At 60.8% G+C, this 24061-nt stretch carries 21 protein-coding genes; all 21 read left to right on the top strand.

Annotated features, from left to right (window positions below; translation table 11 throughout):
• The first annotated feature begins 117 nt into the window (after positions 1-117).
• The 21 genes from DYL61_RS05130 (at position 118) to nuoN (ending at position 23900) form a co-directional block, all read left to right on the top strand.
• Positions 118-564 carry an NUDIX hydrolase gene (locus DYL61_RS05130; protein ID WP_135307461.1) on the top strand — a complete coding sequence of 149 codons (447 nt, stop codon included), beginning with the start codon at positions 118-120 and terminating at the stop codon, positions 562-564.
• 59 nt (positions 565-623) lie between these two features.
• Positions 624-1748 (top strand): tRNA 2-thiouridine(34) synthase MnmA, encoded by a 1125-nt coding sequence (gene mnmA / locus DYL61_RS05125; RefSeq protein WP_135307460.1) that lies wholly within the window; start codon positions 624-626, stop codon positions 1746-1748.
• Entirely contained in the window at positions 1745-2368 is a 624-nt protein-coding gene (hflD, locus tag DYL61_RS05120) for a high frequency lysogenization protein HflD (protein WP_135307459.1), read from the top strand. Before mnmA ends, hflD begins: the two co-directional genes overlap by 4 nt.
• Before the next feature lie 123 nt (positions 2369-2491).
• The gene (purB, locus tag DYL61_RS05115; protein ID WP_105698598.1) at positions 2492-3862 is read left to right on the top strand and encodes an adenylosuccinate lyase; all 1371 of its coding nucleotides are present in this window, start codon (positions 2492-2494) and stop codon (positions 3860-3862) included.
• 83 nt (positions 3863-3945) lie between these two features.
• Positions 3946-5112 (top strand): ribosomal protein uL16 3-hydroxylase, encoded by a 1167-nt coding sequence (locus tag DYL61_RS05110; RefSeq protein ID WP_135307458.1) that lies wholly within the window; start codon positions 3946-3948, stop codon positions 5110-5112.
• Positions 5105-5527 (top strand): GNAT family N-acetyltransferase, encoded by a 423-nt coding sequence (locus tag DYL61_RS05105; protein WP_135307457.1) that lies wholly within the window; start codon positions 5105-5107, stop codon positions 5525-5527. Before DYL61_RS05110 ends, DYL61_RS05105 begins: the two co-directional genes overlap by 8 nt.
• Before the next feature lie 219 nt (positions 5528-5746).
• On the top strand, positions 5747-6484 hold the full coding sequence (locus tag DYL61_RS05100) for a secretin N-terminal domain-containing protein (RefSeq protein ID WP_135307456.1): 738 nt from the start codon (positions 5747-5749) through the stop codon (positions 6482-6484).
• Positions 6485-6977: 493 nt separating this feature from the next.
• Complete coding sequence (gene aceA, locus DYL61_RS05095; protein WP_105698602.1) at positions 6978-8303, top strand: isocitrate lyase; 1326 nt, start codon at positions 6978-6980, stop codon at positions 8301-8303.
• Positions 8304-8959: 656 nt separating this feature from the next.
• The gene (locus DYL61_RS05090) at positions 8960-9373 is read left to right on the top strand and encodes an NADH-quinone oxidoreductase subunit A (RefSeq protein WP_003219575.1); all 414 of its coding nucleotides are present in this window, start codon (positions 8960-8962) and stop codon (positions 9371-9373) included.
• Positions 9374-9383: 10 nt separating this feature from the next.
• Positions 9384-10058, top strand: coding sequence for a NuoB/complex I 20 kDa subunit family protein (locus DYL61_RS05085; protein ID WP_016969249.1), 675 nt, complete (start codon positions 9384-9386; stop codon positions 10056-10058).
• A 73-nt stretch (positions 10059-10131) separates the two neighbouring features.
• Positions 10132-11916 carry an NADH-quinone oxidoreductase subunit C/D gene (gene nuoC, locus DYL61_RS05080; protein WP_135307455.1) on the top strand — a complete coding sequence of 595 codons (1785 nt, stop codon included), beginning with the start codon at positions 10132-10134 and terminating at the stop codon, positions 11914-11916.
• A 2-nt stretch (positions 11917-11918) separates the two neighbouring features.
• Positions 11919-12416, top strand: a complete 498-nt coding sequence (gene nuoE, locus DYL61_RS05075; protein WP_033896837.1) for an NADH-quinone oxidoreductase subunit NuoE — start codon at positions 11919-11921, stop codon at positions 12414-12416.
• A complete protein-coding gene (nuoF, locus tag DYL61_RS05070; protein ID WP_135307454.1) occupies positions 12413-13768 on the top strand; it encodes an NADH-quinone oxidoreductase subunit NuoF in 1356 nt (451 codons plus the stop codon). Before nuoE ends, nuoF begins: the two co-directional genes overlap by 4 nt.
• 135 nt (positions 13769-13903) lie before the next feature.
• Entirely contained in the window at positions 13904-16618 is a 2715-nt protein-coding gene (gene nuoG, locus DYL61_RS05065) for an NADH-quinone oxidoreductase subunit NuoG (RefSeq protein WP_135307453.1), read from the top strand.
• Positions 16615-17622, top strand: a complete 1008-nt coding sequence (gene nuoH, locus DYL61_RS05060; RefSeq protein ID WP_017137518.1) for an NADH-quinone oxidoreductase subunit NuoH — start codon at positions 16615-16617, stop codon at positions 17620-17622. The genes nuoG and nuoH overlap by 4 nt, the downstream gene beginning before the upstream one ends.
• A gap of 11 nt (positions 17623-17633) precedes the next feature.
• A complete protein-coding gene (gene nuoI, locus DYL61_RS05055) occupies positions 17634-18182 on the top strand; it encodes an NADH-quinone oxidoreductase subunit NuoI (RefSeq protein WP_003174725.1) in 549 nt (182 codons plus the stop codon).
• A 9-nt stretch (positions 18183-18191) separates the two neighbouring features.
• Positions 18192-18695: an NADH-quinone oxidoreductase subunit J gene (gene nuoJ / locus DYL61_RS05050; RefSeq protein WP_016974048.1), complete on the top strand. Its 504-nt coding sequence runs from the start codon at positions 18192-18194 to the stop codon at positions 18693-18695.
• A 2-nt stretch (positions 18696-18697) separates the two neighbouring features.
• A complete protein-coding gene (gene nuoK / locus DYL61_RS05045) occupies positions 18698-19006 on the top strand; it encodes an NADH-quinone oxidoreductase subunit NuoK (protein ID WP_003174727.1) in 309 nt (102 codons plus the stop codon).
• Positions 19003-20856 carry an NADH-quinone oxidoreductase subunit L gene (nuoL, locus tag DYL61_RS05040; RefSeq protein WP_135307452.1) on the top strand — a complete coding sequence of 618 codons (1854 nt, stop codon included), beginning with the start codon at positions 19003-19005 and terminating at the stop codon, positions 20854-20856. Before nuoK ends, nuoL begins: the two co-directional genes overlap by 4 nt.
• 40 nt (positions 20857-20896) lie before the next feature.
• Positions 20897-22429: an NADH-quinone oxidoreductase subunit M gene (nuoM, locus tag DYL61_RS05035; RefSeq protein ID WP_135307451.1), complete on the top strand. Its 1533-nt coding sequence runs from the start codon at positions 20897-20899 to the stop codon at positions 22427-22429.
• 7 nt (positions 22430-22436) lie between these two features.
• Positions 22437-23900: an NADH-quinone oxidoreductase subunit NuoN gene (nuoN, locus tag DYL61_RS05030; RefSeq protein ID WP_135307450.1), complete on the top strand. Its 1464-nt coding sequence runs from the start codon at positions 22437-22439 to the stop codon at positions 23898-23900.
• Positions 23901-24061 lie beyond the last annotated feature (161 nt).

Raw genomic sequence — 24061 nt, 5'->3', positions numbered from 1 at the left:
GCTTGCCCCCGATGAGGGGGTGTCAGTTAACAAATGGGTGGCTGACACACCGCCATCGGGGGCAAGCCCCCTCCCACATTGACTGTACTCAAGCCAATAGACCGCATCGAGGCAACCATGACCTGGCAACCCCACATCACCGTCGCCACCATCGTCGAAGACAACGGCCGCTTCCTCATGGTCGAAGAACTCAAAGGCGGCCGCGCCGTACTCAATCAACCCGCAGGCCACCTCGACCCGCACGAAACCCTCACCGAAGCCGCCATACGTGAAACCCTCGAAGAAACCGGCTGGGACGTCGAAGCCACCGGCATCGTGGGCATCTACCTGTACACCGCCCCCAGCAATGGCGTGACCTATCAACGGGTCTGCTTCATCGCCAAAGCTCTCAAACACCACCCGGACTATCAACTCGACGAAGGCATCCTGCGCGCCCGCTGGCTGACCCGCGACGAATTGATGGCCGTGCGCGACGACTGGCGTAGCGAGCTGATCATCCGTTGTATCGATGATTATCTGGCCGGCCAGCGCCACAGTCTCGAATTGATCCGCCCTTCTCTTTAGCCTTGAAGGCCTGAGCCTGATAGAATCGCGTCCTTTTTCAAGACACCCGTTGAAATCCTATGCGTGATCCAGCCCCTTCTGACACACAAAAGAAGCGCGTCATCGTCGGCATGTCCGGCGGCGTGGACTCTTCCGTTTCCGCCGTTCTGCTCATGGAGCAGGGCTATGAGGTGGAAGGCCTGTTCATGAAGAACTGGGAAGAAGACGATGGAACCGAATATTGCACCGCCATGGACGACCTGGCAGACGCCCAGGCCGTGTGCGACAAAATCGGCATCAAGCTGCACACCGCCAACTTCGCCGCCGAGTATTGGGACAACGTGTTTGAGCACTTCCTGGCCGAATACAAGGCCGGCCGTACGCCGAACCCGGACATCCTGTGTAACCGCGAGATCAAGTTCAAGGCGTTCCTCGACTACGCCATGATGCTCGGCGCCGACCTGATTGCCACGGGCCACTACGTGCGCCGCCGCGACATCGATGGCCGCACCGAACTGCTCAAAGGCCTGGACCCGAACAAGGACCAGAGCTACTTCCTGCACGCCGTCGGCGGCGAACAGATTGCCAAGACCCTGTTCCCGGTGGGCGAACTGGAAAAACCCGAAGTGCGCAAGATCGCCGAAAAACACGGCCTGGCCACCGCCAAGAAGAAGGATTCCACCGGAATCTGCTTTATCGGTGAGCGCCGTTTCAGCGACTTCCTCAAGCAATACCTGCCGGCGCAACCGGGCGAGATCAAGACCACCGAAGGCGAAGTCATCGGCCGTCACCACGGCTTGATGTACCACACCATCGGCCAACGTCAGGGCCTGGGCATTGGCGGCTTGAAAGACGCCGGTGAAGAGCCGTGGTACGTGCTGGTCAAGGACTTGGACAACAACGAGCTGATCGTCGGCCAGGGCAACGAGCATCCATTGCTGTTCTCCGGCGCCCTGCTGGCTTCGGAGATCTATTGGGTCAACCCGATCGACCTGAGCACACCACGTCGCCTCACCGCCAAGGTGCGCTATCGCCAGAGCGACCAGCCCTGCACCCTGGAAAAAACCGCGACCGGCTATCGCGCCACCTTTGATGACCCGCAACGCGCAGTCACCCCCGGCCAGTCCGTGGTGTTCTACGACGGCGAAATCTGCCTGGGCGGCGGCGTGATTGAAGTCGCCGAAGCCTGGAGCAACCCGGCATGAGCCCAATCCAGGAGCAGTTGACGGCGCTGGGTGGGGTTTTCCTCGCCGCCGTACTGGTGGACAAGATCGCCAAGACCGGCCAGGTCTCCGAGGCAGGCCTGACCTGCATGCTCGGCAGCCTGCTGATCCGCGACCCCAAGGACACCCTGGAAGTCTACGGTGGCGACGACCTGGCGCTGCGTGAAGGTTATCGCGCACTGATCGGCGCCCTGGAGCGCGACCCCAGCACCTTGCAGCGCGAGCCGTTGCGCTATGCGTTGTCGATGCTCGGCCTTGAGCGTCAATTGGCCAAGCGCGAGGACATGCTTGAAATCATCGGCAAGCGCCTGCCACAGATTCAGTCCCAGGTAGAACATTTCGGCCCGGCCCACGAAAACGTGATCGCGGCCTGCGGCGCGCTGTACCAGGACACCTTGAGCACCTTGCGCCAGCGGATCCAGGTCCACGGCGACATGCGCAACCTGCAACAGCCGAACAACGCCTCGAAAATCCGCGCCCTGCTCCTGGCCGGCATTCGTTCGGCGCGGTTGTGGCGTCAGTTGGGCGGTCACCGTTGGCAGCTGGTCATCAGCCGTCGCAAATTGCTTAAAGAGCTTTACCCGTTGATGCGCAACGAATAAGTCGCAGCAGCCACTATTTGCAAGCAGTACGCGTAATACGCCGGTCAGTTGGCGACGGACCGGCGGATTTTTTCATGTATGATACGCGCCCCATTTCGTTGCCCGACTGTCCGAGAACACCCCATGCAGCTCTCTTCGCTCACTGCGGTTTCCCCTGTTGACGGCCGCTACGCCGGCAAAACCCAGGCCCTGCGCCCTATTTTCAGCGAATACGGCCTGATCCGTGCTCGTGTACTGGTTGAAGTGCGCTGGCTCCAGCGCCTGGCCGCTCACCCCGCCATCAGCGAAGTGCCGGCGTTCTCCGCCGAAGCCAACGCTGTGCTCAACACCCTGGCGGAAAACTTCTCCCTGGAGCACGCCGAGCGTGTGAAAGAGATCGAGCGCACCACCAACCACGACGTAAAAGCCATCGAATACCTGCTCAAAGAGCAAGCAGCCAAGCTGCCGGAACTGGCCGCTGTCAGCGAATTCATCCACTTTGCCTGCACCAGCGAGGACATCAACAACCTGTCCCACGCCCTGATGCTGCGCGAAGGCCGTGATGACGTAATGCTGCCGCTGATGCGCCAGACCGCCAACGCCATCCGCGAACTGGCCATCCGTTTCGCCGACGTGCCGATGCTGTCGCGCACCCACGGTCAGCCAGCGTCGCCGACCACCCTCGGCAAAGAACTGGCCAACGTGGTGTACCGCCTGGAGCGCCAGATCGCTCAAGTCGCCGCCGTGCCACTGCTGGGCAAGATCAACGGCGCCGTGGGCAACTACAACGCCCACCTGTCGGCCTACCCTGAGATCGACTGGGAAGCCAACGCCCGCGCCTTCATCGAAGACGAGCTGGGCCTGGGTTTCAACCCGTACACCACCCAGATCGAGCCGCACGACTACATCGCCGAGCTGTTCGACGCCATTGCGCGCTTCAACACCATCCTGATCGACTTCGATCGCGATATCTGGGGCTACATCTCCCTGGGCTACTTCAAGCAGCGCACCATTGCCGGTGAAATCGGTTCGTCGACCATGCCGCACAAGGTCAACCCGATCGACTTCGAAAACTCCGAAGGCAACCTCGGTATCGCCAACGCGCTGTTCCAGCACCTGGCCAGCAAGTTGCCGATCTCCCGCTGGCAGCGCGACCTGACCGACTCCACCGTGTTGCGCAACCTCGGCGTGGGCTTCGCTCACAGCGTGATCGCGTACGAAGCCAGCCTCAAAGGCATCAGCAAGCTTGAGCTGAACGAGCAGAAGATTGCCGCTGACCTGGACGCTTGCTGGGAAGTATTGGCCGAGCCGATCCAGACCGTGATGCGCCGCTACAACATCGAAAACCCCTACGAGAAGCTGAAAGAATTGACGCGCGGCAAGGGCATCAGCCCTGAAGCACTGCAAACTTTCATCGACGGCCTGGACATGCCAGCCGCTGCGAAGGCCGAGCTGAAACTGCTCACCCCGGCCAACTACATCGGCAACGCTGTAGAGCAAGCCAAGCGCATCTGATTACCGCAAGACCCTTGAGACGCCCGGCCGCGCCGGGCGTTTTTATTCCAGTCTGAAAAGTGCTTTCTTTCAATAGGTTACACATGAATCCTGACATCCCTCTTCAACTTCTGGGCGGCATCACGGCACGGGAATTCCTGCGCGACTACTGGCAGAAAAAACCTCTGCTGATCCGCCAGGCCATCCCCGATTTCGAAAGCCCGATCGACGCCGACGAACTGGCGGGCCTGGCCCTGGAAGAAGAAGTCGAGTCGCGCCTGGTGATCGAGCACGGCGAGCGTCCGTGGGAGCTGCGCCGCGGCCCGTTCGCCGAAGATGCGTTCAGCACCCTGCCTGAGCGTGAGTGGACCCTGCTGGTACAAGCCGTCGACCAGTTCGTGCCGGAAGTCGCCGAGCTGCTGGAGCAGTTCCGCTTCCTGCCAAGCTGGCGCATCGACGACGTGATGATCAGCTTCGCCGCTCCGGGCGGCAGCGTTGGCCCGCACTTCGACAACTACGACGTGTTCCTGCTGCAAGCCCAGGGCAAGCGCAACTGGAAAATCGGCCAGATGTGCAACTCGGAAAGCCCGCTGCTGCAACACGCCGACCTGCGCATCCTCGCCGAATTCGAAGAAAGCGCCGAATGGGTGCTGGAACCGGGCGACATGCTCTACCTGCCGCCACGCCTGGCGCATTTCGGCATTGCCGAAGATGACTGCATGACCTATTCCGTAGGCTTCCGTGCACCGAGCGCCGCCGAAGTGCTGACCCACTTCACCGACTTCCTCAGCCAGTACCTGACCGACGAAGAGCGTTACACCGACGCCGACGCGCAGCCGGTCAGCGACCCGCACCAGATTCAGACCGATGCGCTTGATCGCCTGAAAAGCCTGCTGGCCGAACACATGAGCGACGAGCGCATGCTGCTGACCTGGTTCGGCCAATTCATGACCGAGCCACGCTACCCGGAACTGGTGGCAGGCGAGGAACTGGGCGAAGACGACTTCATCAGCGCCCTGCAAGACGGCGCGATCCTGGTGCGCAACCCAAGCGCGCGCCTGGCCTGGTCGGAAGTGGACGACGACGTCCTGCTGTTCGCCAGCGGCCAAAGCCGTTACCTGCCGGGCAAATTGCGCGAACTGCTCAAGCTGATCTGCGCCGCCGACGCCCTGCACGCGGAAAACCTCGGCCCATGGCTGGCGGACGAAGACGGCCGCGACCTGCTGTGCGAACTGGTCAAGCAAGGAAGCCTGGGGTTTGCCGATGAATAAGATTCACGTAAGTGTCGCGGACTGGCAAAAGGATATCGCTGAGATTCGGCGCATTCGTGAAGCGGTATTTATCGCTGAGCAATCGGTTCCACCGGAGCTGGAGTGGGACGCAGACGACGCTGATGCGGTGCACTTCCTGGCATTCGAGGGCGATTTCCCGATTGGCACCGCTCGTTTGCTGCCCAGCGGCGAGATCGGGCGCGTGTCGGTACTCAAAGACTGGCGCGGGCTCAAAGTCGGCGACAAGTTGATGGAAGCGGTGATTGGCGAGGCGGAGCAGCGTGGCCAGACCAAACAGTTTCTCAGTGCGCAGGTGTATGCCGCGCCGTTTTATGAGCGACTGGGTTTCAAGATCGTCAGCGAGGAATTCCTGGAAGTTGGGATTCCGCATGTCGATATGGTGCGCGAAGGCTGATACTGCCATCGGGGGCAAGCCCCCTCCCACATTTTGACCGCATTCCTACAGATTAAACGCGGTCAACTGTGGGAGGGGGCTTGCCCCCGATAGCTTTATCAGCAACACCCCAAAAATGCCCTGCCTGCCAGGGCATTTTGCCGTCTACGATTCAACAAGCACCCCGCCCGGCCGACAAACTGGCACTATCAAGCCAAATGACTCGCAGAGATAACGGACATGTCCCTACGCACCCTGCTCACCGCCCTCCTCCTGACCGCCAGCGTCACCGCGATGGCCGACACCGAAGTCGTCAATCTGAGCAACCGCACCAGCGCAGACCTGCTGCCCGTGGCGCAGAATTTTATCGGCAAGGACGGCAGCGTCAGCGCCTATGGCAACCAGCTTATCGTCAAGGCTGACCCCGGCAAGATCCAGGACCTGCGCGCCCTGCTTGCCCAACTCGACACACCGGCCAAGCGCCTGCTGATCACCGTCGACACCAACGAAACCAACCAGCAAAACAGCGGCGACAGCCAGACCCGCATCATCAGCTATGGCACTGCCAGTCGCGACGGTGGCATCCAGCAGATCCAGGCCAGTGAAGGCGTGCCGGCATTGATCCAGGTTGGCCAGAGCGTACCGCTCACCACCACCCAGCAAGACAGCTATGGGCGCCCGCAAAACCAGACCCAATACCGTAACGTCACCCAAGGTTTCTACGTCACTGCCAGCGTGACCGGCGAGACCGTGCACCTGGCGATCAGTACCAACCGTGACCGCATGAGCCAGGAGCGTCCCGATGTAGTGAACGTACAAAGTACCGACACAACCATCAGCGGCCGACTTGGCGAGTGGATCACCCTGGCCGGCATCAACCGCGAGACCCAGGCCGACAAATCCTCTACAACCCGCACATACTCTACTCAGGGCCGCGACGACCTGACTTTGCGGGTCAAGGTCGACACCTTGAACTGAAGCACCAAAAACTGACTGACGAGTCGTATTAGACCAAAGATGTAGTGCTTGAAAAAAAGCACTACAAAACATTTGACGATCCAAAAAAGCATGGGCATGATGGCCTCGCTCCCGCTAATCAGGGGCCCTGGCAAGGGCCTTCGGATCGTCGCTCTAAGCTACCCACCTGAGCCGATTCGTGTCTGTACCGCCCACAAGGTGTGTTTGACGAGGTTGCGACTGGAACGAAGTTGTCCCGAGGGACGGAAGCTAACCAGGTAACCCGGCTACACACTGATGGATCGTACAAGGGCCCACGACGCCCGAAGACTGTTCGCGGTTTGCCCTTACCTGCTCAACTCCCCCTTGAGCCGATCGTTCATCCCGTCGCCTTCCCCGCCGAACCTGACTTGGCCGCCTAAGCTTCTGGTCAGCGAGCAGCCACAACCACGCACTGATTACGTGGCTGGCAAACGGAATTTTCCACCCAGACCTATGCGACGAGGTTTTCCCCATGGCACTGACACGCGAACAGCAAATTGCAGCCCTTGAAAAAGATTGGGCTGAAAACCCACGCTGGAAAGGCGTGACCCGCGCTTATTCCGCTGCTGACGTCGTCCGCCTGCGTGGCTCGGTTCAACCTGAGCACACTTTTGCAAAACTCGGCGCCGAGAAGCTGTGGAACCTGGTAACCCAAGGTGCCAAGCCTTCCTTCCGTCCCGACAAAGATTTCGTCAACTGCATGGGCGCCCTCACTGGCGGCCAGGCAGTCCAACAGGTAAAAGCCGGTATCCAGGCGATCTACCTGTCCGGCTGGCAAGTGGCAGCGGACAACAACTCCGCTGAATCCATGTACCCCGACCAGTCGCTGTACCCGGTGGATTCGGTTCCAACCGTGGTCAAGCGCATCAACAACTCGTTCCGTCGTGCCGACCAGATCCAGTGGAAAGCCGGCAAGAACCCAGGCGACGCAGGCTACATCGACTACTTCGCCCCTATCGTGGCTGACGCTGAAGCCGGTTTCGGCGGCGTACTGAACGCCTACGAACTGATGAAGAGCATGATCGAGGCAGGCGCTGCCGGCGTGCACTTCGAAGACCAACTGGCTTCCGTGAAAAAATGCGGCCACATGGGCGGCAAGGTATTGGTACCGACCCAGGAAGCTGTACAAAAGCTGACCGCAGCCCGCCTGGCCGCAGACGTTGCCGGCACGCCGACCATCATTCTGGCGCGTACCGATGCCAACGCAGCAGACTTGCTGACTTCGGACTGCGACCCGTACGACCAACCGTTCGTCACTGGCGAGCGTACCCAGGAAGGCTTCTATAAGGTGCGCGCCGGTCTCGACCAGGCTATCGCCCGCGGCCTGGCCTACGCACCGTATGCCGACCTGATCTGGTGCGAAACCGCCAAGCCGGACCTGGACGAAGCCCGTCGCTTCGCCGAAGCGATCAAGAAGGAATACCCGGACCAACTGCTGTCCTACAACTGCTCGCCTTCCTTCAACTGGAAGAAGAACCTGGACGACGCAACCATCGCCAAGTTCCAGCGCGAACTGTCCGCCATGGGCTACAAGCACCAGTTCATCACCCTGGCCGGCATTCACAACATGTGGCACAGCATGTTCAACCTGGCGCACGACTACGCCCGCAACGACATGACTGCCTACGTGAAGCTGCAAGAGCAGGAGTTCGCTGACGCCGCCAAGGGTTACACCTTTGTGGCTCACCAGCAGGAAGTGGGCACCGGCTACTTCGACGACATGACCACCGTGATCCAGGGCGGCACCTCGTCCGTGACTGCGCTGACCGGTTCGACTGAAGAAGAACAGTTCCACTAAGTACCGCGTACCCGGCCACTGCGGCCCCAAGGAAGACCTAACCGCAGTGCCGCACAACAATCACGCCCCGACTGGTTCGGGGCGTTTTTTTATTTCGTGAAAATCCCCCTGACAAAATGAAGATCTAAATGTGGGAGGGGGCTTGCCCCCGATGAGGGAGTGTCAGCCAATAAATCTGCTACTGACACACCGCTATCGGGGGCAAGCCCCCTCCCACATGGGAATGCATTCAGCCCGGAGATTTTCGGCAAAACATTGATCCAGAGCGGTATTGGCGCGAACCAGATCGGTTAAAAGATCCCCGTCACCAACTAAGCCGCAATCAACCAAGTAACGACAACTTCCCCCGCCACACGAGAAACATTCGCTTAAACCCTGCGCAAACAATATTCATTATCATTTAGCCCATGAAAACTTCGTTACAGGTTAAACAAAACATAATTGATCAAATGCCCGCTAATGCCCACACCACAAGGGCTACAGCCCCATCGAGGTGCACTATGTCCTTATTCCATCGAATAATTTCGCCATAGGAATTTTACTTGCCCGGTGTTTAGCCATAAAATCACCGCGATTGATTGCAGTGCGACATATCGTCACTGCCTCGTTACTTTTTCGAGCTCAGAGACCTTTGCTCTCTGTTAAGGATTTCCAGCATGACCGAAGCGACAGGACTCATGGCCCACAACTGGGGCTTTGCCATTTTCCTCCTCGGTGTTGTCGGCCTCTGCGCCTTCATGCTCGGCGTCTCCAGCCTCCTCGGGTCAAAAGCCTGGGGCCGCAGTAAAAATGAACCGTTCGAGTCCGGCATGCTGCCTACAGGTGGCGCCCGCTTGCGGCTCTCAGCCAAATTCTATCTGGTCGCGATGCTGTTCGTGATCTTCGATATCGAAGCCCTCTTTCTCTTTGCCTGGTCTGTGTCCGTCCGCGAAAGCGGCTGGACCGGATTCGTCGAAGCTCTCGTTTTCATAGCAATTCTGTTGGCAGGCCTTGTCTACCTATTCCGAGTGGGCGCCCTTGACTGGGCTCCGGAAGCTCGTCGTAAGCGGCAAGCGAAGCTGAAACAATGAGGCTTTGGCGATGCAATACAATCTCACCAGGATCGACCCGGATGCTCCTAACGAGCAGTACCCCATCGGCGAACGGGAAACCGTCTCCGATCCGTTAGAAGACCAAGTCCACAAAAACATCTACATGGGCAAGCTGGAAGACGTGCTGAGTGGCGCGGTCAACTGGGGACGTAAAAACTCCCTGTGGCCGTACAACTTCGGTCTTTCGTGCTGCTACGTGGAAATGACCACCGCCTTCACGGCGCCCCACGACATCGCGCGCTTTGGCGCCGAAGTCATCCGGGCATCGCCGCGCCAGGCGGATTTCATGGTTATCGCCGGCACCTGCTTTATCAAGATGGCGCCGATCATCCAGCGTCTCTACGAGCAAATGCTCGAACCTAAGTGGGTTATCTCCATGGGTTCGTGCGCCAACTCCGGTGGCATGTACGACATCTACTCCGTGGTTCAAGGCGTGGACAAGTTCCTGCCGGTGGACGTCTACGTGCCTGGCTGCCCGCCTCGCCCTGAAGCGTTCCTGCAAGGCTTGATGCTGTTGCAGGAATCGATTGGCAAGGAGCGTCGCCCGCTTTCCTGGGTCGTTGGCGATCAAGGCGTATACCGCGCCGAGATGCCTTCGCAAAAGGAAGAGCGCCGCGAACAGCGAATCGCAGTCACCAACCTGCGCAGCCCTGACGAAGTCTGATCCAGCACCGCTTCTTTTATAGAACGAACACCTGGCTTCATTCTTTACGTTGACCGAAAGCGATAAAAAAACCATGACTACAGGCAGCGCTCTGTACATCCCGCCTTATAAGGCAGACGACCAGGATGTGGTCGTCGAACTCAATAACCGTTTTGGCCCTGATGCCTTTACCGCCCAGGCCACACGTACCGGTATGCCGGTGCTGTGGGTGGCGCGTGCCAGGCTCGTCGAAGTCCTGACCTTCCTGCGTAACCTGCCCAAGCCGTACGTCATGCTTTATGACCTGCATGGCGTGGACGAGCGTCTGCGCACCAAGCGTCAAGGGCTGCCGAGCGGCGCCGATTTCACCGTGTTCTACCACCTGATGTCGCTGGAACGTAACAGCGACGTGATGATCAAGGTCGCACTGAACGAAGGCGACCTGAGCATCCCGACCGTCACCGGTATCTGGCCGAACGCCAGCTGGTACGAGCGTGAAGTGTGGGACATGTTCGGTATCGACTTCCCGGGCCACCCGCACCTGACGCGCATCATGATGCCGCCGACCTGGGAAGGTCACCCGCTGCGCAAGGACTTCCCTGCCCGCGCCACCGAATTCGATCCGTTCAGCCTCAACCTCGCCAAGCAACAGCTTGAAGAGGAAGCGGCGCGTTTCCGTCCGGAAGACTGGGGCATGAAACGCTCCGGCACCAACGAGGACTACATGTTCCTCAACCTGGGCCCGAACCACCCTTCGGCTCACGGTGCCTTCCGCATCATCCTGCAACTGGACGGCGAAGAAATCGTCGACTGCGTGCCGGACATCGGTTACCACCACCGTGGTGCCGAGAAGATGGCCGAACGTCAGTCGTGGCACAGCTTCATCCCGTACACCGACCGTATCGACTACCTCGGCGGCGTGATGAACAACCTGCCGTACGTGCTCTCGGTCGAGAAGCTGGCCGGCATCAAGGTGCCAGACCGCGTCGACACCATCCGCATCATGATGGCCGAGTTCTTCCGGATCACCAGTCACCTGCTGTTCCTGGGTACTTACATCCAGGACGTCGGCGCCATGACCCCGGTGTTCTTCACCTTCACCGACCGTCAGCGCGCCTACAAGGTCATCGAAGCCATCACCGGTTTCCGCCTGCACCCGGCCTGGTACCGCATCGGCGGCGTGGCCCACGACCTGCCGAACGGCTGGGAGCGCCTGGTCAAGGAATTCGTCGAGTGGATGCCCAAGCGTCTGGACGAATACCAAAAGGCCGCACTGGATAACAGCATCCTCAAAGGCCGTACCATCGGCGTCGCGCAGTACAACACCAAAGAGGCCCTCGAGTGGGGCGTCACCGGTGCTGGCCTGCGTTCCACCGGCTGCGATTTCGACCTGCGTAAAGCGCGCCCGTACTCGGGCTACGAGAACTTCGAATTCGAAGTGCCGCTGGCGGCAAATGGCGATGCCTACGACCGTTGCATCGTGCGCGTCGAAGAAATGCGCCAGAGCCTGAAGATCATCGAGCAGTGCATGCGCAACATGCCGGCCGGCCCGTACAAGGCGGATCACCCGCTGACCACGCCGCCGCCGAAAGAGCGCACGCTGCAGCATATCGAAACCCTGATCACGCACTTCCTGCAGGTTTCGTGGGGCCCGGTCATGCCGGCCAACGAATCCTTCCAGATGATCGAAGCGACCAAGGGTATCAACAGTTATTACCTGACGAGCGATGGCGGCACCATGAGCTACCGCACCCGGATCCGTACCCCAAGCTTTGCCCACTTGCAGCAGATCCCTTCGGTGATCAAAGGCGAGATGGTCGCGGACTTGATTGCGTACCTGGGTAGTATCGATTTCGTTATGGCCGACGTGGACCGCTAAGCATGAACAGCACGCTTATCCAGACAGACCGTTTCACCCTGAGTGAAACCGAGCGCTCGGCCATCGAGCACGAGCTGCATCACTACGAAGACCCGCGCGCGGCGTCGATCGAAGCCTTGAAGATCGTCCAGAAGGAACGTGGCTGGGTGCCGGATGGCGCCCTCTACGCCATCGGCGAGATCCTCGGCATCCCGGCCAGCGACGTTGAAGGCGTGGCCACGTTCTACAGCCAGATCTTCCGTCAGCCAGTCGGCCGCCACATCATTCGCGTGTGCGACAGCATGGTCTGCTACATCGGCGGCCACGAGAAAGTGGTTGACGCGATCCAGACCAAACTGGGCATCGGCCTCGGCCAAACCACCCCTGACGGCCGCTTCACGCTGCTGCCGGTGTGCTGCCTGGGCAACTGCGACAAGGCGCCGGCGTTGATGATCGACGACGACACATTCGGTGACGTGCAGGCAACTGGCGTGACCCAATTGCTTGAGGGCTACCCATGACCCTTACATCTTTCGGCCCGGCCAACCTGATCAAGCGTTCGCCTGAGACCCACCCGCTGACCTGGCGCCTGCGTGACGATGCCGAGCCGGTATGGCTCGACGAGTACCAGGCCAAGAACGGTTACGCGGCTGCACGCAAAGCCTTTGCCGACATGGCCCAGGACGATATCGTCCAGACCGTGAAAGACGCAGGCCTCAAAGGTCGCGGCGGTGCAGGCTTCCCCACTGGCGTTAAGTGGGGCCTGATGCCAAAAGACGAATCCATCAACATCCGCTACCTGCTGTGCAACGCGGATGAAATGGAGCCGAACACCTGGAAAGACCGCATGCTGATGGAGCAACTGCCCCATCTGCTGATCGAAGGCATGCTGATCAGCGCCCGCGCGCTGAAAACCTACCGTGGCTACATCTTCCTGCGTGGCGAGTACACCACCGCCGCCAAGCACCTCAACCGTGCCGTGGAAGAAGCCAAGGCGGCCGGCCTGCTGGGCAAGAACATCCTCGGTTCGGGTTTTGACTTCGAACTGTTCGTGCACACCGGCGCCGGGCGTTACATCTGCGGTGAAGAAACCGCACTGATCAACTCCCTCGAGGGCCGCCGCGCCAACCCGCGTTCCAAGCCGCCCTTCCCTGCCGCCGTGGGCGTGTGGGGCAAGCCGACCTGCGTGAACAACGTCGAGACCCTGTGCAACGTGCCGGCGATCATCGCCGACGGCGTGGACTGGTACAAATCGTTGGCCCGCGAAGGCAGCGAAGACATGGGCACCAAGCTCATGGGCTTCTCCGGCAAGGTCAAGAACCCTGGCCTGTGGGAGCTGCCATTTGGCGTGACCGCACGCGAGCTGTTCGAGGACTACGCCGGTGGCATGCGCGACGGCTACACCTTGAAGGCCTGGCAGCCAGGCGGCGCCGGTACTGGTTTCCTGCTGCCCGAGCACCTCGACGCACAGATGTATGCCGGCGGCATCGGCAAGGTGGGCACCCGGATGGGTACTGGCCTGGCGATGGCGGTGGACAACACGGTGAACATGGTCTCGCTGCTGCGCAACATGGAGCAGTTCTTTGCCCGTGAGTCCTGCGGCTTCTGCACCCCATGCCGCGACGGCCTGCCGTGGAGCGTGAAACTGCTGATGGCCCTGGAAAAAGGCGAAGGCCGCGAGGGTGACATCGAGACCCTGCTGGGTCTGGTCGGTTTCCTCGGCCCAGGCAAGACGTTCTGTGCTCACGCACCGGGCGCCGTGGAGCCATTGGGCAGCGCCATCAAATACTTCCGCTCGGAGTTCGAAGCCGGTATCGCGCCCACCAGCGCCGCCGTCCCGCCTCTGGCAAAGCCGATCGTAGTCGGCGCGTAACGCTTAAAGAAGCGAAGGGTCCGTGCCCTTCGCTTTCTCATGTGCTGACGCCTCAAGGGCTGTGTAGATGCACATGAATAACAAGATTCCATTAGCCACGCCCGCTGACAACGGGCCAACGAAGAACTTTGAACCATGGCCACTATCCACGTAGACGGCAAAGCGCTCGAAGTCGATGGGGCGGACAACCTGTTACAGGCATGTCTGTCACTCGGCCTCGACATCCCGTATTTCTGCTGGCACCCCGCGCTTGGTAGCGTCGGTGCCTGTCGCCAGTGTGCGGTCAAGCAATACACCGACGAGAACGACACCCGTGGTCGCATCGTCATGTCGTGCATGACCCCAGCCACCGACAACACCTGGATCTCCATCGACGATGAAGAATCCAAGGCGTTCCGCGCCAGTGTCGTCGAATGGCTGATGACCAACCACCCCCACGACTGCCCGGTCTGTGAGGAAGGCGGTCACTGCCACCTGCAAGACATGACCGTGATGACCGGCCACAACGAGCGCCGTTATCGCTTCACCAAGCGTACCCACCAGAACCAGGACCTCGGCCCGTTCATTTCCCACGAAATGAACCGCTGCATCGCCTGCTACCGCTGCGTGCGCTTCTATAAAGACTACGCCGGCGGCACCGACCTGGGTGTGTACGGCGCCCACGACAACGTGTACTTCGGTCGCGTTGAAGACGGCGTGCTGGAAAGCGAGTTCTCCGGCAACCTCACCGAGGTCTGCCCGACCGGCGTGTTCACCGACAAGACTCACTCCGAGCGCTACAACCGTAAGTGGGACATGCAGTTCGCCCCGAGCATCTGCCATGGCTGCTCCAGCGGTTGCAACATCTCCCCGGGCGAACGTTACGGCGAACTGCGCCGCATCGAAAACCGCTTCAACGGTTCGGTCAACCAGTACTTCCTGTGCGACCGTGGCCGTTTCGGCTATGGCTACGTCAACCGCAAGGACCGTCCACGCCAACCGCTGCTGGCCAACGGCGGCAAGCTGAGCCTGGACGACGCGCTGGATAAAGCCGCCGACCTGCTGCGCGGTCGTAACATCGTCGGTATCGGTTCGCCCCGCGCCAGCCTCGAAAGCAACTACGCGTTGCGCGAACTGGTGGGCGCCGAGCACTTCTACTCCGGTATCGAAGCCGGTGAACTGGAGCGCATCCGCCTGGTCCTGCAAGTGCTGAACGACAGCCCGCTGCCCGTGCCGAACATGCGCGACATCGAAGACCACGACGCCATCTTCGTCCTCGGTGAAGACCTGACCCAGACCGCTGCCCGTGTAGCCCTGTCCCTGCGCCAGTCGGTCAAAGGCAAGGCCGAAGACATGGCCGACGCGATGCGCGTCCAGCCGTGGCTCGACGCCGCGGTGAAAAACATCGGCCAGCACGCGCTGAACCCGCTGTTTATTGCGAGCCTGGCTGAGACCAAGCTCGACGACATCGCCGAAGAGTGCGTGCACGCCGCACCGGACGACCTGGCCCGCATCGGTTTCGCCGTGGCCCACGCCCTCGACGCCAGCGCGCCTGCCGTCGAAGGCCTGGACACTGAAGCCGCCGAACTGGCCCAGCGTATCGCCGACGCCCTGCTGGCGGCCAAGCGCCCATTGATCATTGCCGGCACCTCGTTGGGTTCCAAGGCGCTGATCGAAGCTGCTGCCAACATCGCCAAAGCCTTGAAGCTGCGCGATAAGAACGGTTCCATCAGCCTGGTCGTGCCGGAAGCCAACAGCCTTGGCCTGGCCATGCTCGGTGGCGAGTCCCTGGACGCTGGCCTGCAAGCAGTGATCGACGGCAACGCCGACGCCATCGTAGTGCTGGAAAACGACCTGTACACCCGCACCGATTCGGCCAAGGTTGACGCCGCGCTCAACGCCGCCAAAGTGCTGATCGTTGCAGACCACCAGACCACCGCCACCAGCGAGCGTGCCGACCTGGTGCTGCCAGCCGCCACCTTCGCCGAAGGCGACGGTACTCTGGTCAGCCAGGAAGGCCGTGCCCAGCGCTTCTTCCAGGTGTTCGATCCGAAGTACATGGACGCCAGCATCCTGGTGCACGAAGGCTGGCGCTGGCTGCATGCCCTGCGCGCCACCCTACTGAACCAGCCAATCGACTGGACCCAGCTCGACCACGTGACCGCTGCTACCGCCGCCAGCGCGCCGCAACTGGCACGTATCGTCGACGCCGCACCGTCCGCCGCGTTCCGCATCAAGGGCATGAAACTGGCCCGCGAACCGCTGCGTTACTCCGGTCGTACCGCCATGCGCGCCAATATCAGCGTGCACGAACCGCGTACCCCACAAGACCCGGACACCGCGTTCGCGTTCTCCATGGAAGGCTACTCGGGTTCGGCCGAACCACGTCAGCAGGTGCCGTTCGCCTGGTCGCCGGGTTGGAACTCGCCGCAAGCCTGGAACAAGTTCCAGGACGAAGTCGGTGGTCATATCCGCGCTGGCGACCCGGGCACCCGCCTGATCGAAAGCACCGGTGATTCGCTGAACTGGTTCGCCGCCGTACCGCGTCCGTTCAACCCGGCCCAGGGCACCTGGCAGGTTGTGCCGTTCTTCCACTTGTTCGGCAGCGAAGAGAACTCTTCGAAAGCCGCACCGGTTCAAGAGCGTCTGCCGCAAGCCTACGTGTCTATCGCCAAATCCGAAGCCGACCGCCTCGGCGTCAACGACGGTGCCCTGCTCAGCCTGAACGTGGCTGGCCAGACCCTGCGCCTGCCGCTGCGTATCAACGAAGAGTTGGGCGCCGGCCTGGTTGCCCTGCCAAAAGGCATCGCCGGTATTCCAGCGGCGATCTTCGGCAAAACCGTTGACGGTCTGCAGGAGGCAGCGCAATGACCTGGTTCACCCCTGAAGTGATCGACGTGATCATCTCGGTCGTCAAGGCCATCGTGATCCTGTTGGCCGTGGTCGTTGCGGGCGCCCTGCTCAGCTTCGTCGAACGTCGCCTGCTGGGCTGGTGGCAGGACCGTTACGGTCCGAACCGCGTTGGCCCGTTCGGCATGTTCCAGATCGCCGCCGACATGCTGAAAATGTTCTTCAAGGAAGACTGGACCCCGCCGTTTGCCGACAAGGTGATCTTCACCCTGGCACCGGTCGTGGCCATGAGCGCCTTGCTGATCGCCTTCGCGATCATCCCGATCACCCCGACCTGGGGCGTGGCGGACCTGAACATCGGCTTGCTGTTCTTCTTCGCCATGGCCGGTCTGTCGGTCTACGCGGTGCTGTTCGCCGGTTGGTCGAGCAACAACAAGTTCGCCCTCTTGGGCAGTTTGCGGGCTTCGGCCCAGACCGTGTCCTACGAAGTGTTCATGGGCCTGGCGCTGATGGGCATCGTGGTGCAGGTCGGCTCGTTCAACATGCGCGACATCGTCGAGTACCAGGCACAGAACCTGTGGTTCATCATTCCGCAGTTCTTCGGCTTCTGTACCTTCTTCATCGCTGGCGTCGCCGTGACTCACCGTCACCCGTTCGACCAGCCGGAAGCGGAACAGGAACTGGCCGACGGTTACCACATTGAATACGCCGGCATGAAATGGGGCATGTTCTTCGTTGGTGAGTACATCGGCATCATCTTGATCTCGGCCCTGCTGGTCACGCTGTTCTTCGGCGGCTGGCACGGTCCGTTCGGCATCCTGCCGCAGTTGGCGTTCTTCTGGTTCTTCCTCAAGACCGCGTTCTTCATCATGTTGTTTATCCTGCTGCGCGCTTCCATTCCGCGTCCACGATACGACCAGGTGATGGATTTCAGCTGGCGCTTCTGCCTGCCGCTGACCCTGATCAATTTGCTGGTGACGGCTGCCGTTGTGTTGTTGAACACGCCAGCCGGCGCGGTTCAGTGAGGATTTGACCCATGTTCAAATATATTGGCGACATCGTTAAGGGTACCGGTACCCAGTTGCGAAGCCTGGTGATGGTCTTCGGCCATGGCTTCCGCAAGCGCGACACCCTGCAATACCCGGAAGAAGCGGTGTACCTGCCGCCGCGTTATCGCGGCCGTATCGTGCTGACCCGCGACCCCGATGGCGAAGAGCGTTGCGTAGCCTGCAACCTGTGCGCCGTGGCGTGCCCGGTGGGTTGCATCTCCCTGCAGAAAGCTGAAACCGAAGACGGTCGCTGGTACCCGGACTTCTTCCGCATCAACTTCTCGCGCTGCATTTTCTGCGGCCTCTGCGAGGAAGCTTGCCCGACCACCGCAATCCAGCTCACGCCGGATTTCGAGATGGCCGAGTTCAAACGTCAGGACCTGGTGTACGAGAAAGAAGATCTGCTGATCTCTGGTCCCGGTAAAAACCCTGATTACAACTTCTATCGTGTTGCAGGTATGGCCGTTGCCGGTAAGCCGAAAGGCGCCGCACAAAACGAAGCCGAGCCGATCAACGTGAAGAGCTTGCTGCCTTAAGGAAGAAAGATGGAATTCGCTTTCTATTTCGCGTCCGGTATTGCAGTGGTGTCCACGCTTCGCGTGATCACCAACACCAATCCTGTGCACGCCCTGCTCTACCTGATCATTTCGTTGATCGCCGTGGCCATGACCTTCTTCAGCCTCGGCGCACCGTTCGCCGGTGTGCTGGAAGTGATCGCCTACGCCGGCGCCATCATGGTGCTGTTCGTGTTTGTGGTGATGATGCTCAACCTGGGGCCGGCTTCGGTCGCCCAGGAGCGCGTCTGGCTCAAGCCCGGCATCTGGCTCGGCCCGGTTGTGCTGGCAGCCCTGCTGCTGGGTGAACTGCTGTATGTGCTGTTCGCTCACCAGAGCGGCCAGGCCATCGGCCACACCACCGTAGACGCGAAGGCCGTGGGCATCAGCCTGTTCGGCCCGTACCTGCTGGTGGTCGAACTGGCGTCGATGTTGCTGCTCGCTGCAGCCGTCACCGCCTTCCACTTGGGCCGCAACGAAGCCAAGGAGCAATGACGATGCCTGCTATCCCTTTGGAGCATGGTCTGGCGGTCGCCGGCATCCTGTTCTGCCTTGGCCTGGTCGGCCTGATGGTTCGCCGTAACATTCTGTTCGTGTTGATGAGCCTGGAAATCATGATGAACGCTGCGGCATTGGCCTTCATCGTTGCCGGTGCACGTTGGGGCCAGCCGGATGGACAAGTCATGTTCATCCTGGTGATCAGCCTGGCAGCCGCCGAGGCCAGTATTGGCCTGGCGATCCTGCTGCAACTGTATCGTCGCTTCCACACGCTTGATATCGACGCTGCCAGTGAGATGCGCGGATGAACATGATCTTTCTGACTTTCGTATTTCCCCTGATCGGTTTCCTGCTGCTGTCGTTCTCTCGCGGGCGCTGGTCGGAAAACCTCTCTGCCCTGATCGGCGTGGGTTCCATTGGCCTGTCGGCCATCGTGGCCGCCTACGTCATCTGGCAATTCAACGTGGCGCCGCCGGAAGGCGGCCACTACACCCTGGTGCTGTGGCAGTGGATGGCGGTGGAGGGCTTCAAGCCCAACTTCGCCCTCTACATCGACGGCCTGTCGATCACCATGCTCGGCGTGGTGGTGGGTGTGGGCTTCCTGATCCACCTGTTCGCGTCCTGGTACATGCGCGGTGAAGCCGGTTACTCGCGCTTCTTCTCGTACACCAACCTGTTTATCGCCAGCATGCTGTTCCTGGTACTGGGCGATAACCTGTTGTTCCTGTACTTCGGTTGGGAAGGCGTGGGCCTGTGCTCGTACCTGTTGATCGGTTTCTACTACAGCAACCGCAACAACGGTAACGCAGCGCTCAAAGCCTTCATCGTGACCCGTATCGGCGACGTGTTCATGGCCATCGGCCTGTTCATCCTGTTCCAACAGGTGGGCACGCTGAACATCCAGGAACTGCTGGTGCTGGCACCGCAGAAATTCCAGGTTGGCGACTTCTGGATCACCCTGGCGACCCTGATGCTGTTGGGCGGCGCTGTTGGTAAATCCGCGCAACTGCCGCTGCAAACCTGGCTGGCGGACGCGATGGCCGGTCCTACCCCGGTTTCCGCACTGATTCACGCGGCGACGATGGTGACCGCTGGTGTCTACCTGATCGCCCGTACCCACGGCCTGTTCACCCTGGCGCCGGACATCCTGCATCTTGTCGGTATTGTCGGTGGCGTGACCCTGGTACTGGCCGGCTTCGCTGCCCTGGTACAGACCGACATCAAGCGCATCCTCGCCTACTCGACCATGAGCCAGATCGGCTACATGTTCCTGGCCCTGGGCGTTGGCGCCTGGGACGCGGCGATCTTCCACCTGATGACCCACGCCTTCTTCAAGGCCCTGCTGTTCCTCGCCTCCGGTGCGGTGATCGTTGCCTGCCACCACGAGCAGAACATCTTCAAGATGGGCGGCCTGTGGAAGAAACTGCCACTGGCCTACGCCAGCTTCATCGTCGGTGGTGCCGCCCTGGCCGCCCTGCCGCTGGTGACCGCCGGTTTCTACTCCAAGGACGAAATCCTCTGGGAAGCCTTCGCCAGCGGTAACCAGAACCTGCTGTACGCAGGCCTGGTGGGTGCGTTCATGACCTCGTTGTACACCTTCCGCCTGATCTTCATCACCTTCCACGGTGAAGCCAAGACCGAAGCGCACGCAGGCCATGGCATCTCGCATTGGTTGCCATTGTCGGTGCTGATCGTGCTGTCGACCTTTGTCGGCGCCATGATCACCCCGCCGCTGCACGGCGTGTTGCCACAAAGCGTCGGCCATGCCGGCGGCGAAGCCCAGCACAGCCTGGAAATCGCCTCGGGCGCCATCGCCATCGCCGGTATCCTGCTGGCGGCCCTGCTGTTCCTTGGCAAGCGTCGCTTCGTGACGGCGGTGGCCAACAGTGGCATTGGCCGCTTCCTGTCGGCCTGGTGGTTCGCTGCGTGGGGCTTCGACTGGATCTACGACAAACTGTTCGTCAAGCCGTACCTTGCTATCAGCCACATTCTGCGCAAAGACCCGCTCGACCAGACCATCGGTTTGATCCCGCGTGCCGCCAAGGCCGGTCACACCGCCCTGAGCCGCAGCGAAACTGGCCAACTGCGTTGGTACGCCGCGTCCATGGCTGCCGGTGCGGTGCTGGTGATCGGCGCCATCGTTGTGGTAGCGGTCTGACTATGAATATTGCGAACCTGCGAAAGGAAACGAGCCTGTCATGATTCTGCCCTGGCTAATCCTGATCCCCTTTATCGGCGGCCTGCTCTGCTGGATGGGTGAACGCTTCGGCGCCACCCTCCCCCGCTGGATTGCGTTGCTGACCATGTCCCTGGAACTCGCACTCGGCCTCTGGCTGTGGGCCCATGGTGACTATTCATTTGCTCCGGCGCCTGGCGTCGATCCGGTCTGGGCCATCGAGTTCAAGCACGTCTGGATCCAGCGCTTCGGCATCAATGTGCACCTGGCCCTCGACGGCCTGTCGCTGTTGATGATCCTGCTGACCGGCCTGCTGGGTATCCTCTCGGTACTCTGCTCGTGGAAAGAGATCCAGCGTCACGTGGGCTTCTTCCACCTGAACCTGATGTGGATCCTGGGCGGTGTGGTTGGCGTGTTCCTCGCCCTCGACCTGTTCATGTTCTTCTTCTTCTGGGAAATGATGCTGGTGCCGATGTACTTCCTCATCGCGCTCTGGGGTCACAGTTCTTCGGACGGCAAGAAAACCCGGATCTACGCGGCGACCAAGTTCTTCATCTTCACCCAGGCTTCCGGCCTGATCATGTTGGTGGCGATCCTGGGCCTGGTACTGGTCAACTTCAACAACACGGGCGTGATTACCTTCAACTACGCCGACCTGTTGAAAACCAAGATGTCGATGACCACCGAGTACATCCTGATGCTGGGCTTCTTCATCGCGTTCGCGGTGAAGCTGCCGGTGGTGCCGTTCCACTCCTGGCTGCCGGACGCCCACGCCCAGGCGCCGACTGCCGGCTCCGTGGACCTGGCCGGTATCCTGTTGAAGACCGCGGCCTACGGCCTGCTGCGCTTTGCCCTGCCGCTGTTCCCGAATGCCTCGGCCGAGTTCGCGCCGATCGCCATGACCCTGGGTCTGATCGGGATTTTCTACGGTGCATTCCTGGCTTTTGCCCAAACCGACATCAAGCGTCTGATTGCCTTCTCGTCCGTTTCCCACATGGGCTTCGTACTGATCGGCATCTACTCCGGCAGCCAGCTGGCGCTGCAAGGCGCGGTGATCCAGATGTTGGCCCACGGTGTTTCGGCCGCTGCCCTGTTTATCCTGAGTGGCCAGCTGTACGAGCGCCTGCACACCCGTGACATGCGTGAAATGGGTGGCGTGTGGTCGCGCATTGCCTACCTGCCGGCGATCAGCCTGTTCTTCGCCGCCGCGTCCCTGGGCTTGCCGGGCACCGGTAACTTCATCGGCGAGTTCCTGATCCTCATGGGTGCCTTTGTGCAAACCCCATGGATCAGCGCCATTGCGACGTCCGGCCTGGTCTTCGGTTCGGTCTACTCGTTGATCATGATCCACCGCGCCTACTTCGGCCCGGCCAAGTCCGACACCGTCCTGCAAGGGATGGATGCTCGCGAACTGATCATGGTGCTCGGCCTTGCGGTACTGCTGATCTACATCGGCGTGTACCCGCAACCGTTCCTGGACACTTCTGCCGCGACGATGCATGGCGTGCAGCAGTGGTTCGGCACCGCCTTCTCTCAACTCGCTTCGGCCCGGTAAGAGCGCTATGGAATTCACGATCCAACACTTTATCGCGCTTGCGCCGCTGCTGATTACCAGCCTCACCATTGTTGTGGTGATGCTGGCCATCGCCTGGCGCCGCAATCACTCGCAAACGTTCCTGCTGTCCTGTGCCGGTCTGAACCTGGCGCTGCTGTCGATCATCCCGGCCCTCAAGGTCGCGCCATTGGCGGTCACGCCTCTGATGATGGTCGATGACTTCGCCCTGCTGTACATCGCGCTGATCCTGGTCGCGACCCTGGCCTGCGTCACCCTCGCCCACGCCTACATGGGCGAAGGCGGCACCGGCTACCCCGGCAACAAGGAAGAGCTGTACCTGCTGATCCTGCTGGCTGCGGCCGGCGGTATCGTACTGGTCAGCGCACAGCACCTGGCGGGCCTGTTCATCGGCCTGGAACTGCTGTCGATCCCGACCTACGGCCTGGTCGCCTACGCCTTCTTCAACAAGCGCTCCCTGGAAGCCGGCATCAAATACATGGTGTTGTCGGCGGCCGGTTCCGCGTTCCTGTTGTTCGGTATGGCCCTGCTCTACGCCGAAGCCGGCAGCCTGAGCTTCACCGGTATCGGCCACGCCCTGGCGACCACCAACATGCCTGCGCCAATCGCCCAACTGGGCCTGGCGATGATGCTGATCGGCCTGGCGTTCAAGCTGTCGCTGGTGCCGTTCCACCTGTGGACTCCGGACGTGTACGAAGGCGCCCCGGCGCCGGTGGCCGCGTTCCTGGCCACCGCGTCGAAGGTTGCCGTGTTTGCGGTGATGGTGCGTCTGTTCCAGATCTCGCCTGCTGCCAACACCGGCGTGCTGAGCACCGTGCTGACCGTGATCGCCATTGCGTCGATCCTGTTCGGTAACCTGCTGGCCCTGACCCAGAACAACCTCAAGCGTCTGCTGGGTTACTCCTCCATCGCCCACTTCGGCTACCTGCTGATCGCCCTGGTGGCGAGCAAAGGCCTGGCCGTGGAAGCCATGGGCGTGTACCTGGTCACCTACGTCATCACCAGCCTCGGCGCGTTCGGCGTGATCACGCTGATGTCCTCGCCGTTCAAAGGCCGTGACGCCGACGCCCTGTACGAATACCGCGGCCTGTTCTGGCGCCGTCCGTACCTGACCGCCGTGCTGACCGTGATGATGCTGTCCCTGGCCGGTATCCCGCTGACCGCTGGCTTTATCGGCAAGTTCTACATCGTCGCCACCGGCGTTGAAGCCCACCAGTGGTGGTTGGTCGCGTCCCTGGTACTGGGCAGCGCCATCGGCGTGTTCTACTACCTGCGCGTGATGGTCACCCTGTACCTGATCGAGCCAAACCTGCGCCGTGTGGATGCCGAGCTGCATTGGGAACAGAAGGCAGGCGGCGTCATGCTGCTGGCCATCGCCCTGCTCGCGTTCTTCCTGGGTGTGTACCCACAGCCGTTGCTCACGCTGGTGCAGCATGCGGTGCTGGGGGTTTGATCGCTTAGTTGGATGCAGTAAACAAAACGGCGCCTTCGGGCGCCGTTTTTTATGGGTAAAAAAGTGTGGGAGGAGCGATTCAACTGATTCCCGACAGTGGTTGATCAACTAGCATTTTCGGTGGCTGATATGCCGTCATCGGGAGCAAGCCCTAATCCCAG

It is taken from the genome of Pseudomonas nabeulensis (assembly GCF_004682045.1).
Lineage (GTDB): Bacteria > Pseudomonadota > Gammaproteobacteria > Pseudomonadales > Pseudomonadaceae > Aquipseudomonas > Aquipseudomonas nabeulensis.
The sequence above is the reverse complement of the archived record's forward strand: the minus strand, read 5'-3'. Positions and strand labels throughout refer to the sequence as shown.